The 14060-nt window shown below is 36.6% G+C and carries 14 protein-coding genes; all 14 read left to right on the top strand.

What is annotated here, in order from left to right:
• Positions 1–22 precede the first annotated feature (22 nt).
• The 14 genes from A5844_RS01895 (at position 23) to A5844_RS01830 (ending at position 14049) form a co-directional block, all read left to right on the top strand.
• The gene (locus A5844_RS01895; protein ID WP_086283418.1) at positions 23–1048 is read left to right on the top strand and encodes a helix-turn-helix domain-containing protein; all 1026 of its coding nucleotides are present in this window, start codon (positions 23–25) and stop codon (positions 1046–1048) included.
• On the top strand, positions 1035–2429 hold the full coding sequence (locus tag A5844_RS01890; protein ID WP_086283417.1) for a RecQ family ATP-dependent DNA helicase: 1395 nt from the start codon (positions 1035–1037) through the stop codon (positions 2427–2429). The genes A5844_RS01895 and A5844_RS01890 overlap by 14 nt, the downstream gene beginning before the upstream one ends.
• Positions 2430–2513: 84 nt before the next feature.
• The gene (locus tag A5844_RS01885; protein WP_086283416.1) at positions 2514–3149 is read left to right on the top strand and encodes an SAG1386/EF1546 family surface-associated protein; all 636 of its coding nucleotides are present in this window, start codon (positions 2514–2516) and stop codon (positions 3147–3149) included.
• Positions 3150–3492: 343 nt separating this feature from the next.
• A complete protein-coding gene (gene cmk, locus A5844_RS01880; RefSeq protein ID WP_086283414.1) occupies positions 3493–4170 on the top strand; it encodes a (d)CMP kinase in 678 nt (225 codons plus the stop codon).
• A gap of 136 nt (positions 4171–4306) precedes the next feature.
• A complete protein-coding gene (gene rpsA / locus A5844_RS01875) occupies positions 4307–5539 on the top strand; it encodes a 30S ribosomal protein S1 (protein ID WP_086283412.1) in 1233 nt (410 codons plus the stop codon).
• Positions 5540–5943: 404 nt separating this feature from the next.
• Positions 5944–7254 (top strand): ribosome biogenesis GTPase Der, encoded by a 1311-nt coding sequence (gene der, locus A5844_RS01870; RefSeq protein WP_086283410.1) that lies wholly within the window; start codon positions 5944–5946, stop codon positions 7252–7254.
• A 244-nt stretch (positions 7255–7498) separates the two neighbouring features.
• Complete coding sequence (hbs, locus tag A5844_RS01865; RefSeq protein ID WP_002290178.1) at positions 7499–7774, top strand: non-specific DNA-binding protein Hbs; 276 nt, start codon at positions 7499–7501, stop codon at positions 7772–7774.
• Positions 7775–7882: 108 nt separating this feature from the next.
• Complete coding sequence (locus A5844_RS01860) at positions 7883–8929, top strand: hypothetical protein (RefSeq protein WP_086283408.1); 1047 nt, start codon at positions 7883–7885, stop codon at positions 8927–8929.
• Positions 8930–10189: a tetratricopeptide repeat protein gene (locus A5844_RS01855; RefSeq protein WP_086283406.1), complete on the top strand. Its 1260-nt coding sequence runs from the start codon at positions 8930–8932 to the stop codon at positions 10187–10189. It begins immediately after the preceding gene.
• Between the two features lie 5 nt (positions 10190–10194).
• Positions 10195–10758 carry a ReoY family proteolytic degradation factor gene (locus A5844_RS01850; protein WP_086284062.1) on the top strand — a complete coding sequence of 188 codons (564 nt, stop codon included), beginning with the start codon at positions 10195–10197 and terminating at the stop codon, positions 10756–10758.
• A gap of 435 nt (positions 10759–11193) precedes the next feature.
• Complete coding sequence (locus A5844_RS01845) at positions 11194–11562, top strand: nucleotide pyrophosphohydrolase (RefSeq protein ID WP_086283404.1); 369 nt, start codon at positions 11194–11196, stop codon at positions 11560–11562.
• Entirely contained in the window at positions 11549–12754 is a 1206-nt protein-coding gene (locus A5844_RS01840; protein WP_086283402.1) for a CCA tRNA nucleotidyltransferase, read from the top strand. The genes A5844_RS01845 and A5844_RS01840 overlap by 14 nt, the downstream gene beginning before the upstream one ends.
• Positions 12755–12912: 158 nt before the next feature.
• Complete coding sequence (locus A5844_RS01835) at positions 12913–13368, top strand: hypothetical protein (RefSeq protein WP_086283400.1); 456 nt, start codon at positions 12913–12915, stop codon at positions 13366–13368.
• A 405-nt stretch (positions 13369–13773) separates the two neighbouring features.
• Positions 13774–14049 (top strand): hypothetical protein, encoded by a 276-nt coding sequence (locus A5844_RS01830; RefSeq protein ID WP_086283398.1) that lies wholly within the window; start codon positions 13774–13776, stop codon positions 14047–14049.
• Positions 14050–14060 lie beyond the last annotated feature (11 nt).

The following is a 14060-nucleotide window of genomic DNA, read 5'->3' as shown; positions in this document are numbered from 1 at the left end:
ATCCTAACATAAGGGGATTACTATGACTGAGTTTATTCTATCTTTATTTTCATCAAGAGACAAGCTTCGTGTCAGCACGTTGTTCCACTTACTTAGTGGAAAGCGTACAAGCTCTGTGTTGCTCTATGGATTTTTCCATGGCCTTTTATTTATACACGGCAGTTTTCCAACACTGAAACAATCGGAATTTTTTACCATGATTGAGGAAATGACCAAAGAAAATTTGCTGTATGTAGAAGGTAAGGATGTAAAGTTGACACCTTTAGGAAAAAAACAGCTAGAAGAGCAAAGTGTTGATCTTACAGGACTACAGTATGATAAATATGGACGAACGGATAATGAATGTTGGCGTCTAATTAAATTTGCCGTTCAAGTTGTATCACAATTAGCGGCTGATGAACAGAAATATTTGCCTGTGGAAACAAGTCCATTTTATAGTTATCAGATCAAAAGATGGTTGAAAGAGGCTAACTATTCACGAAGAGAACTTGCAGAGGGATTATACCAAGAGTTGACAGAAATATTTTTGCTGATGCCTAGAGATAAAGCCGATTTTTTAGCGAATCAATTTTCTGGAAACAGTCGCATCGGCTTACTTGATTATCAATTAATCAAGACAAAAGATGATACTAAACTCAAATTTTTTCAAGATCAATGTGTCCATCTATTGTTGGCAGCTATTTCAAAACACAAACCTTTCTTGTTGAAACTGTTGATTCAACCTTTGCTTTATCAAAATCATAATCAAAGTATGCTTGTGACACGGCAAATGGTTCAAGAAGGTCTTTCAGTAGAACAGATTATGGCAAGGCGTAGATTGAAACGGGGAACTATCAATGATCATTTGATTGAATGGGCCATTTTTTTTGATGATTTTCCCTATGAACAGATCGTCTCTAAAAAAACACGAAATATTCTATCACATGTATCTCAGCCGATTATTACTTTGAATTATAGAGATGTCAACATCGGTGATTTGGATTACGGAGAGTTTCGATTATATCAAATTGAGCAATTGAAAGGAGAAATAACTAATGAACTTAACTGATCATCTGCATGCTTACTTTGGTTTTTCTGCTTTTCGTCCAGGACAAGAAGAAATCATCCAAGGATTATTAAACAACCAAGATGTTTTAGCTATCTTACCTACAGGAAATGGCAAAAGTCTCTGTTATCAATTAACCGGTTATTTACAGGAGGGGATGGTAGTGGTAGTGTCACCATTGCTTTCACTGATGGAAGACCAAGTGATTCAATTGCAAAAACGAGGAGAAAAAAGAGTAGTTGCCTATAATAGCTTATTATCTAAATCAGAAAGACAGTATGTGTTGGCACATCTAGCAGAATATAAATTTTTATTTGTCAGTCCAGAAATGTTGAATCAGCTTGAATTACTTGATCGATTGAAACAGCAAAAAATTGCCTTATACGTGATCGATGAAGCCCACTGTGTCTCACAGTGGGGCATTGATTTTCGTCCGGAATATCAGTATTTAGGCGATATCAACAGGCAATTAGGATCTCCGACAACTTTAGCATTGACGGCTACTGCCACCTCAATAGTTCAAGCAGACATTGAAACAGTATTGTTCCAAGAAACGCCTTTACGGATCAAACATTCAGTCAATCGTACCAATATTGCTTTATTTGTAAAACATACAGAAGAGAAAGATCATGAATTACAGGAATTGATGGAGCAGGCAAATGGAGCCATGATCATTTATTGCGCCACAAAAAAAGAAGTGGAGCGTCTCTATCAACTATTTCGACCGAAATATGCGGTAGGTTATTATCATGGAGGATTGGATGCCTCACAAAGAAGACAGCTTCAGCAACAATTCAGTCAAAATCAATTACAATTTCTAATTGCGACGAATGCATTTGGCATGGGAATCGACAAAGCAGATATTCGTTATGTTGTTCATTATGATTTACCAGATAGTTTAGAAAATTATATGCAAGAAATTGGTCGAGCAGGCAGAGATCAGCAAAATAGTTCAGCTATTTTACTTTATCAAAAGGGCGATGAACAGATTCATTATTTTTTTAACCAGCTTGCAAAAGAACAACGACAAATATTTGAAACCTATTTAAAGAATGAAGAGGTAGTAGATACATCATTCTTTGATGAGATTCAACAAAAGTGGTTAGAAGTGATCCAAAAAACGCAAGCACCAGAAAAATGGCTTGGGCGATTGAAACAGCAAGAAAAAGCAAAGATCGATCGTCTACAACAGATGCTTCGCTATATCAATACAACTGATTGTCGAAGAGAGCAGATGTTGGCATATTTTGGTGAGGTATTGACTGAAAAACCAGAAAGCTGTTGTGATAACGACGGTGCAGTGTTATCTCAAAACGAAAATAAGATTCAACTACCCACAACAAAGTTAGAGGAATGGCCAGATATTTTACTAAATTTATTTTAAAAAAACGATGATGTATAATTTTTTAGGACAATCAAGTTTATCCTATGGTATAATATCCACGATAGAAATTAGGAGGTCAGTAAGGTGAGCAGAAAAGATAGACATCAATCAACAGAAAATAACGAAACACAAGAACCATGGGAACAACCAATTTATGATACAGAAGATGAAGTATCTTCAAGAAGTACCCAAAGACAGCAAAAGAAGGGGAATACACTCTTCTTGTCATTATTTTTAGTATTGCTAGTGTTATGTATCGCAATCCCTGCTGGTGCTTATTTCTGGATCAGAAATGGTTCAAGTAATAATGCAACAGGAGATACAACATCTACTACTTCTTCTGTTGTTGAAAGTTCGACCGTAGAATCAACAGAAAAATCAACGGAAACATCAAGTACAGTAGAAGAACCAACAACTGAAACACAACCAGTCGTTGAGACAACTCCGACAACTAGTGTGACACAAGAAGAAACAATTCCATCTTCAACGAGTGAATATCAAGATCCAACTACGCCATCAAGTACGGTGGCGCAAGAAACAACACCTACTTCTTCAGCAGATGCAACAGTAGCTGGCTCTACTACTACCGTTCAAGCTGGCGAAGGCCCAAGACAAGTGGCTGAACGTGCAGGTATAAGTGTGGATCAACTTTTCCAATTGAATGGTATTGATCCAGATAACTACATGCTTTATCCTGGACAAGAACTTAGAATCAAATAAAAAGTAGCCAGTGGATGAATGAGGTATTCCCTCTGAATTTGAAGGGACAGATAAAATTTAAATAATGGTGACCACAGAAGCTGTTGCTTGAAGGAATCAGACAGAAGAATAAGAAAGAGGACTCTTTTTCTTCTTTTGATTTATAACCAAATCATAGCTTATCACCATAGATGAGAAATCGTAATGTAGGATCAGCACAAAAAATAAAATGAAAAGTATCATTTGCTCGGATACTTTGATTTATTTTTATGGTTTGCTGATCCAACATCAGTTATTCGATTTTGGGGTATGGGAATGACTTATGTCCCTGCCCCTTTTTTTGAGAAAAGGGAGAGTTATGTGAATGACACGAATTAGTATCGCAATTGATGGGCCCGCATCTTCGGGGAAAAGTACAGTTGCAAAAATCATTGCCAATGAATTAAATTATATATATACCGATACAGGAGCGATGTATCGCGCTGTTACGTATTTAGCAATTGAACATCAGATTTCGTTTGCTGATGAAGCGGGATTAGTTGATTTAATCAATCAATACCCTATTTCGTTTATGCAACAAGCGGATGGGCAACATGTTTTTGTTGCAAAAAAAGATGTCACTTCAGAAATTCGACAACCCAACGTTACGAAAGCCGTTTCTGAGGTTGCTGCTCATTCAAGAGTCCGAGAAGCGCTTGTAGCGATCCAACGGAAAATTGGTGAAAATGGTGGAGTTGTAATGGATGGTAGAGACATCGGAACATCGGTCTTACCAAAGGCAGAAGTGAAAATATTTTTAGTAGCTAGTGTGACAGAGCGTGCGGAAAGACGCTATAAAGAAAACTTAGAAAAAAATATTCCAACTGATTTGGTCACATTGACGAAAGAGATCCAAGAACGTGATCGCTATGATTCCACAAGAAAAATTTCTCCATTGCGCCAAGCGTCAGATGCGATTCGAATTGATACTACTGGTCGTTCGATTCCAGAAGTGGTGGAAGCAATCAAAGAAGTCATCAGGGAAAAAGGTTATTCTCTTTAAATTAAGAAAAAATCATTGAAAATAAAGCGTTTTTTCAGATAAAGCGAACGAAATCGCTTTATTTTTTTTAACTTATCAATTAAACTAGAAGTAGTACCGTTTTAACGGCAGAATGTTGGTTAGGAGGACAAGTGTTATGACAGAAATTGAACAAAATCAGGCAGAGAATAGTCAATCAATGGAAGAGGCAATAAACAGCGTTCAAGAAGTGAACGTTGGAGATGTAGTCAAAGGGGAAGTCTTAGTCATTGAAGACAAGCAAGTCATTGTCGGTATCGAAGGTGCCGGTGTTGAAGGTGTTGTTCCGGCAAAAGAATTATCTACTTTACCTGTAGAAGATATCAATGAAGTAGTTAAAATTGGGGATACATTGGATCTAGTCGTGATCAGCACGATTGGTAAAGATAAAGAAAACGGAAGCTATTTGTTGTCCAAACGTCGTTTAGATGCTAAAAAAGTTTGGGAAGATATCGAAAAAGATTTCCAAGAAGGTAACGTCATTGAAGCACCTATAACAAATGTTGTTAAAGGTGGGCTTGTTGTGGATGTCGGTGTCCGTGGATTTGTTCCAGCCTCAATGGTAGAAGATCATTTTGTTGCTGATTTTTCTGACTATAAAGGAAAAACATTGACATTTAAAATCGTTGAGATTGAACCATCAGAAAACCGATTGATCCTTTCTCATAAAGCAGTCGTTGAAACAGAGAAGGAAGCTCAGAAAAAAGAATTATTATCTACGATTCAAGAAGGGGACGAGATTGAAGGACGTGTAGCTCGTATCACAGACTTTGGTGCCTTTGTTGACTTAGGTGGCATCGATGGGTTAGTTCATGTCTCTGAAATTTCACACAGCCATGTGGCAAAACCTGGGGATGTACTATCTGTTGGTGATGAAGTGAAAGTGAAAGTCCTTTCAATCAATCCTGAACAAGAACGAGTTTCTCTTTCAATCAAAGATACATTGCCTGGACCTTGGACAGAAATCGAAACAAAAGCGCCAGTTGGTGCTGTGTTAGAAGGTAAAATCAAACGTTTAACTAGTTTTGGTGCGTTTGTTGAGGTTTTTGATGGTGTGGAAGGTCTTGTCCATATTTCTCAAATCTCTCACAAGCATATTGCCACACCACATGAAGTCCTTCATGAAGGGGATGATGTAAAAGTCAAAGTGCTAGAAGTCAATCCCGAGGAACACCGTATCGCCTTGAGTATCAAAGCGTTAGAAGAAAAACCAGCTTCTGAAGAAGAACCAAAAGAAGTAGAATCTTATGAATTACCTGAAGAAAATACTGGATTTACAATGGGTGATATCTTAGGTGAAGCATTAAAAGAAGAAGTGGAAGAAACAACTTCTGAAGATTCTGAAAGCTAAAAATTCTTTGAATAATTGAGAATCTGAACAAGCAATTGATCTCCAATGATTAGAGGGAATCTGCTTTTGAATATCGCTTTCTAAGAGTATGAACAGAAGTTTATCTCGTTTTGAAAGAAATCGAAAAACCGTTTTCTTTATCTATGGGATTTTTGGCAAAGTATCAAGTTTTTTTTACTGAAACATTGTTTATTCGTTCTTAGAAGTAAGGGGGGTGAGTTGTGTCTCATCCCCTTTTTTCTTTGCCTTGAAAACGGGTAGATAATAGAAGAAGCGGATTTGTATGGGAAACTCAACTATTTAATGATAAAAAAATACTTGTCATGTTCATGGATCAAGGCTTGAAAGTTCATGAAGTATTCGGTACACTAAGTGAGATTGGAAACATGTGAGGAGGAAAAAATATGGCAAATCCAACAATTGCAATCGTTGGTCGCCCGAACGTTGGTAAATCTACGATTTTTAACCGCATTGCTGGTGAGCGTATTTCGATTGTCGAAGATACTCCAGGAGTAACTCGTGATCGTATTTATGCTAAAGGTGAATGGTTGGGTCGGGAGTTCAGTATTATTGACACCGGCGGAATTGATTTAGGTGATGAACCGTTTATGGAACAAATTAAGCATCAAGCGGAAATCGCCATTGATGAAGCAGATGTGATTATCTGTGTTGTAAGTGGGCGTGAGGGTATCACTGATGCAGATGAAGTTGTGGCGAGAATCTTATATCGCAGTAACAAGCCCGTTATCTTAGCAGTGAACAAAGTAGATAATCCTGAAATGAGAAATGATATCTATGAATTTTATTCATTAGGACTTGGCGATCCTTATCCAGTATCTGGAAGTCATGGGTTAGGTATCGGTGATATCTTAGATGAAGCTGTAAAATTCTTTACTGAAGAGGGTGAAGAGGAAGAGGATGACACCATCAAATTTAGCTTGATTGGACGACCTAATGTAGGTAAGTCTTCGTTAATCAATGCCATTTTAGGTGAAGAGCGTGTTATTGTTTCTGATATTGAAGGAACAACTCGTGATGCGATCGATACGCATTTTGTTTCTGAAGATGGACAAAAATTCTTGATGATCGATACAGCAGGAATGAGAAAACGTGGGAAAGTTTATGAAAACACCGAAAAATATAGCGTGATGCGTGCGATGCGCGCGATTGATCGCTCAGATATTGTTTTAATGGTCTTGAACGCGGAAGAAGGTATTCGGGAACAAGACAAACGCGTTGCCGGTTATGCTCATGAAGCAGGACGTGGTGTGATCATCGTTGTAAACAAATGGGATCTCGTAAAAAAAGAAACGAATACAATGAGAGATTTTGAAAAAGAAATACGCGAAGAGTTCCGTTATCTAGATTATGCACCAATATTATTTGTTTCTGCTATGACCAAACAACGGTTAGATCGTTTACCTGAAATGATTGAAGAGGTAAGTATGAATCAAACGCTTCGTGTTTCCTCCGCTGTCTTAAATGATGTCATCATGGATGCGGTAGCCATCAATCCAACACCGACAGATAAAGGGAAACGATTGAAGATCTTCTATGCGACACAAGTTGCAGTGAAGCCTCCGACTTTTGTTGTTTTTGTGAATGAAGAAGAATTGATGCATTTTTCTTATGAACGATTCTTAGAAAATCAAATCCGAAAAGCATTTACTTTTGAAGGAACTTCCATCCGTATCATACCTCGTCGAAGAAAATAAGCATTGTACCACACTGACCCATTTTTTTCAAAAGAAATAAGTAGATTTTATCATTACGTTTTTATGACTAAAAAAAGCGGTTAAATCCTGCTAAAAACCTTGCTATTAAGCGGTTCATATGATATCGTGATAACAGAATATTGAACTTGATCAATATTTCTTTAAACTTCTGGACCACTCAGAATGTTTTTAACTAAATTGATGTTTATACATCATATCTCTTGTGGAGGAGGTGAATCTATCCATGGCAAACAAAGCAGAATTAATCGAAAAAGTTGCTTCAGCTACTGATCTAACTAAAAAAGATGCAACTGCAGCAGTAGATGCTGTATTTTCAACTATTCAAGATGCTTTAGCTAACGGCGAAAAAGTTCAATTAATCGGTTTTGGTAACTTTGAAGTTCGCGAACGTGCAGCTCGTAAAGGACGTAATCCACAAACTGGTGAAGAAATCGAAATCCCAGCTAGCAAAGTACCTGCATTCAAACCAGGTAAAGCATTAAAAGACGCTGTTAAATAAGACAGCCCTAAAAAACACTTGTAGTGACAAGCTACAAGTGTTTTTTTCTTTTCTTTTTTTTATTTTACATCCTAATGGTAAAATAAAGATAGAGGGGGGGGGATAGATATGGAATTGTCTTATAAGGTCCAAGAAGAATCAGCTAAAATCTTTTATGGAGAAACGTTAGTGAGTCAGTTGAAAGACTTGAGGATTCAACAGCCTGTTTTATTTTTAGCAAATCAGCGATACTACGATTTATATGCAGAGAAATTGAATCAACTATTTCCTAATAAGTCAGATATTGACTGGTATGTTTGTGGGAATACTCACTGCAATCATTTATCTGAATTGAGTAGTCTTTTATCATTTGCGAAACGCTATCCTGAAAATCAGCCCCTTTTAATCATTGGTTTTGGTAATGAAGGTGTGATGGAACTTGCTGGTTTTTTTCAAAAACACACCTACCTTCCATCCAAATTATGGCTTATCCCAGTCTCCATACGTTCTATGGCCAGGGCGTTGACCGCCAAACGAGTTTTGTTAAACTTACCGAATCAAGTAATTCTTCAAACAAATAATCTTCCGGAACGGATCATTTATGACCAAACCATAAGTGACAAACAAATCGAAGGAAAGCAAATTGATTTTTTGATTTTTATTTGTTGCGGTTTGATCTGCGACTATCCATTTCTTCAAAATCTCTATGTCAATTACCCCAATCAATCGAATTTATTCAGTCGCCCGTTTGCAGGAATGGTAGAAGAAATGATCTATTTTTATGAGGATCAGGCTGACAATTTATCAAATTATGGTAAACTATTTGAGCAAGCTTTTTATCGTACTGAAAACGGTCATTTACTTTCTTCAAGTATGAAAAAATTTTTGGGCATGGTGATGCAACTAGTATGGAATTCAGAGATTGCACCATTATCCTTCCAATTAAAGAATTTCTTTATTTGGCTCCAATATCTTGGTTATCCTATTGACTGGCCAAAAGAAATCCCTAAAATGGGCTACTTGGAAAATGTACTGTATTTAGCAGAAAAGAGCAAAAAGATTCTCGTTTTGAAAAAAATTGGTATAATAGGTGGATATCAGTTGCCAGACGAGAAAGAACTATTGAAAACAATGGCATCCTTTGAAAGGATCGTTCATGAGATTAGAGGGGTTTAAATGAATACAAATAGCGAAAAGATGTTACAAGCTTTAGCAGAGGAAAACTTAACACAAGCAAAAGAATTCTTAGCAAAGGCATTGAAAGAAGACCCAGCTGATGTTTTAACTGAGTTAGGCGATGAATTGTTAGCAATTGGTTTTTTAGAAGAAGCGAAAGAAATTTTTGAACAATTGCTAACAAAGTTTCCTGAATGGGAAGAATTAGCGATTCCTTTAGCTGAGATTGCAATCGAAGATAATCAGATTGATGAAGCTTTTGATTATTTAGAAAAAATCACTAAAGAGAGTGAATACTATCCGCAAGCACTTCTGGCAATTGCAGATTTATATCAAGTAATTGGTATTCCAGAAGTAAGTGAAGCGAAGCTCAAAGAAGCGGCTTTACTTTTGCCAGAGGAACCATTGATCCAATTTGCTTTAGCTGAATTATACTTTTCTGTGGATCGTTTCAAAGAATCCTCGGTTATTTATGAAAGATTACTTGCTAATGGAATCAATGAAATATCGGGTATATCGCTTCAAGAACGCTTAGGACAATCATTAAGTATGCAAGGGGAATTTGAAGCAGCGATTCAACCATTAGAGACAGCACTGGCTGAAGAACGTACAGATGATCGCTTGTTCCAACTAGCATTCACCAATTTACAGTTAAAGGAAAACGAACAAGCAATCAATTATTTACAAGAATTAAGAGAAGTGAATCCTCACTATCAATCACTATATCTTTATTTAGGTCAAGTGCTACAAGAAGAAGAGTTGATTGAAGAAGCACAACGAGTATTGCAAGAAGGGATTAAAGAAAATCCTTATCAGGTAGAACTTTATCATTTGGCCTCTGAAAATGCTTTTAGATTACATGATGTAGAAAAAGCAGAACAATTACTCTTAGATGCCTTAGCAGTCGGTGAAAAACAAGATGAAACCTTGTTGACGTTGAGTAATCTTTACTTGGATCAAGAACGTTATGAAGAAGTGATCCAAATGATTAATCAAATGGATGAAACTGCCAATCCATATGCAGAATGGAATTTAGCTCATGCCTACAATCAACTAGAAGATTTTGATGTGGCGGCTGTTCATTATGAACAAGCCTATCATGAATTAAACCATGAACCTGATTTTCTTAAAGAATATGCTTTCTTCCTACGTGAAGAAGGACAATTGGCTAAAACCCGTGAACTACTTGAACAATATTTAACGTATGAACCAGGAGATATGGAGGCTTTGTCAGTTATAGATGATCTAACAGAGAGGTGATGAAAATGTTAATCGATGTCAGAGAAAAGAAAAATTTCTTAACTTGGATGGTTAATCATGTATCTTTCAGTCGTAGAGAAGTCTTTTGGATATTGAATTATCTTGCAAATCATGAAGCAATCTTGCATAATGTCCGCTTTGTTGAAAGGGCAAATTTAACGAAGCGTGGGTTACAAATCACCGATCTTTCGTATGGTGGAGAGCCGATGAAATTATTTCTAGATGGCAAAGAATTTACAGATACGGATCAAATTTTCCACGAGATCCGCATGAATTGGAAGAGTCCTCTTTATGTGGAATGCTTGTTTGAAAATGCTTGGCAAACGAGAGAATATTTAGCTATTTTGGAAGATAACCCTCTTGCTTCATGGGAAGATACGATCAGTGAAGAAGATACGGAGCTAATCGAACAATATTTTTATGAAAAAGCACAAGAGGCAAAGCTGAAAAAATTGTATGAGCAAATTGACCAAGCTTTGGAAAAGGGCGATAAAAATGCTTTTCTAGAGTTGTCAGATGAAGTGAATCGAATGAATTTTGATTCTTTAGAGAAAAGTAGACAATCGTAAAGTCATAAATATTACTTCTTTCGCAGTATGAAAATAAAGAGGATAGCTATTGGTTTTTCCTTATAAAAAGCTGGAGTATCCGAAAATAGTACTTTCTATTTTCGAGATATTCTAGCTTTTTTAGCATGTCCTTATTTTCATGAGAGAGTTAATTAGTTACGTTCTAACGAAGATAAAGGTATGATAGGAACTGAATTTTAGTAGGAAAGCAGATTGAAAAAAGAGGGGATATTTCTCTCTAACTTTATCTCATACATGAGTTTAGCTTTTTTTGAAAAGCGGTTTAAAGATCAAAGATTCAATGATTGGTTAAACTGTGTAGTGGATGTGAAGGAATACTCTTTTCATCTATATGAGCTTTCATGACTGGCAATTGCACTTCTTTGGATTTTGCTGTAAAGTTTGATTGAATAGACAGTTTTGGAGGGAAAGGATATGACCGAAGAACGCTCATTAAAAAGTATGCAACAAGAAGTAGATGATTATATCAAACAATTTAAAGTAGGCTATTTTTCACCACTTGCACAAATGGCTCGTATGACCGAAGAAGTGGGAGAATTGGCTAGAGAAGTCAACCATGCGTATGGAGAAAAAAAGAAAAAGGACTCGGAGCCTATCCATTCTGTAGCTGAAGAATTAGGCGATATCCTATTTGTGACAATGATCATGGCCAATTCGCTACAAATTGATTTGACAGAAGTGTTTGAAAAAAATATGACTAAATTTAATCAAAGAGATCATCATCGTTTTGAACGTCACGATAAGCCTCAAGATGAGGAAGGAGAAAACGATGAAATTAACTAAATTACCAATCGAGTACCAAGAAGCGATCCCTGTTTTAAAAAAATTAGAATGTGCAGGTTTTGATGCTTATTTTGTAGGGGGAAGTGTGCGGGATACATTACTTGGTCAAAAAATCCACGATGTAGATATTGCGACGAGTGCCTTTCCCCAAGAAATCAAGCAACTTTTCCCAAAAACGATTGATATTGGGATCGAACATGGAACGGTCCTTGTTTTGCATGAAGGAGAACAATATGAGATCACTACGTTCCGTACAGAATCCACCTATCAAGATTATCGTCGACCGGACAGTGTCTCTTTTGTTCGCACTCTAGCGGAGGACTTGAAGCGTCGTGATTTTACCATTAACGCTTTTGCGCTAAAAGAAGATGGTGAGATCATTGATTTGTTCGATGGACTCGCAGATTTGGAGAATCGGATTTTAAGAGCTGTGGGACAACCTTATGAACGTTTCCATGAAGATGCCTTACGTATGATGCGAGGCATCCGATTTGTGAGTCAGTTAGGTTTTCAGCTTGAAGCAGAAACAGCTAAAGCTATTCAAGAAAACCATGCGTTACTTGAAAAAATTTCTGTTGAACGAATGAATGTTGAATTTACTAAAATGCTTTTAGGAAATTATCGTTCGGCAGGGCTCAAAGCTTTTGTAGAAACGCAATGTTATATTTATTGTCCAGGATTGAGAGAAGCAGGAGAAGCACTTTTGCGTTTTTCTGATTTGCCAGCAATTCCTTTGTCAAACGAAAGTCAAGCTTGGGCACTTTTGATCAATCAAATGGGATTATCTGAGAAAGATGTAGCACCATTCTTGAAGGCTTGGAAATGTTCCAATCAAATGATTAAAAATGTCCAAAAACTCGTATATGGTCTTTCTTTGCGACTAGAACATCCACTGGAACCTTTAGATATTTATTACTTGGGAAAAGAGAAAGCTCAAGATGTGGAGGAATTAATAGCTTATTTTCATGAAATTCCTCAATTGGAAACCGTAGAAGAAATATATGAATCACTCCCAATCAAATCAATGAGGGAACTGGCAATTGACGGTAAAGTTTTATTAATGACTAGTGGGAAAACTCCAGGGAAATGGCTCAGTGAAGCTTTAGAATCAGCTGAAAAGGCTGTGATCCAAGAGAAAGTGGCTAATGAACGAGAACAGCTATTGGCTTATCTTTCAACAGAGTATCTGTAACGTACAAAGAGAATCACCATGAATGTGGAGAGCATTTAGGACGTTTGCTAACGCTTTATTATTTATTTGGTTTTCAATCATTAGACGTGCCTCCATGCTTAGATTTGTGCTAAACTAGTTATGAAACAGAATAAATGACCTACAAAGGAGATTTTTTAATGAGTAATGAAATGACAGCGTTAAAATTTTATTTCCGTAACGGTGAGACTTGGACAATTAATCGTCGTCACATCGGTGATCTTTGGATTAAACAAATCACTACTAGTTTTGGTCGTATCAATGGCAGCGAGTTTATTGAGATCCATCCATGTGCAGGTTTCAAAATCGAAATTTTCCATGAAGGAGATTCTGTGGCTACCCATGACATCAATTTAGGTGGATTAGAGATGGGGATGTTTAATCGAGCATTGAAATATGAAGATATTGAACGAATGGAAATCCTTTATCGAAATGGGAAACCTGATTTAGTTTATTTCCCTTATCTAGATAAAGGAACAGAAGGATTGGACAATCAATATCAATCTACTAAAATCAGTGAAAAAACAGGCAATTTATATATCGTTATCAACCCAGAACAACGTGTTGAAGATGTATATGGCGAGTTTTTTGAATAACTGAGTATCGAGGGATAAACGAAAAGATGATGAGAGCTTGTGAGGTTGATTATCTTTTCTTCATCTAGGAGAGAAAGTTCAGTAATAAAAGTATGACTTCAAGCGCAGTAAGCCAAGGAATCCGAAAATAGCTTTCCTATTTTCGAGATTCTTAGGCTTATTTTTTAAGGAATGAGCTTTTGAATATCCTTGATTAAAAATTGTGAAGAAGTCGTTTTAGGATTTAAAAAATTTAAAATTTACACGATGAATAAATAACTCTTGATATTCTTTGTTATTTGGAATAGAATGGGCTTCTGAAATTCAATCAAACGAATACACGTTTAAAGTGGCTTAATGCAATGTATTGTCAACGCCTTGCATTTTGCTATATTTGGTGAAGTCTGTATATAGGAGATCTTGAAAATGAGAGAGAGTTTTGAAACACAAAAAAAATTGTTATATGATCGCTATGGAACGTTCACGGTAGAAGATCGACGCCAAATCCTTTGTAAATTGCGTAAAAGGAACATTCTCTTGTACCGTCAGTTAGAACGTTTAAAACATGATTTATTACGCTTGGAATCGAGAAGAGTCCAGTGTGAATTAGACGGAAAATCTGCTCAAGCAGAAGTTGTAGAAAGCAAGATTTTAAAAAAGAAAGAACAATATTTAAAAGCACTTGCTCATAATAAAAAATAAAGGGGATGGAA

This window comes from Candidatus Enterococcus wittei (genome assembly GCF_002140175.1).
GTDB lineage: Bacteria > Bacillota > Bacilli > Lactobacillales > Enterococcaceae > Enterococcus_B > Enterococcus_B wittei.
This window is presented reverse-complemented; position numbering and strand designations above follow the sequence as displayed.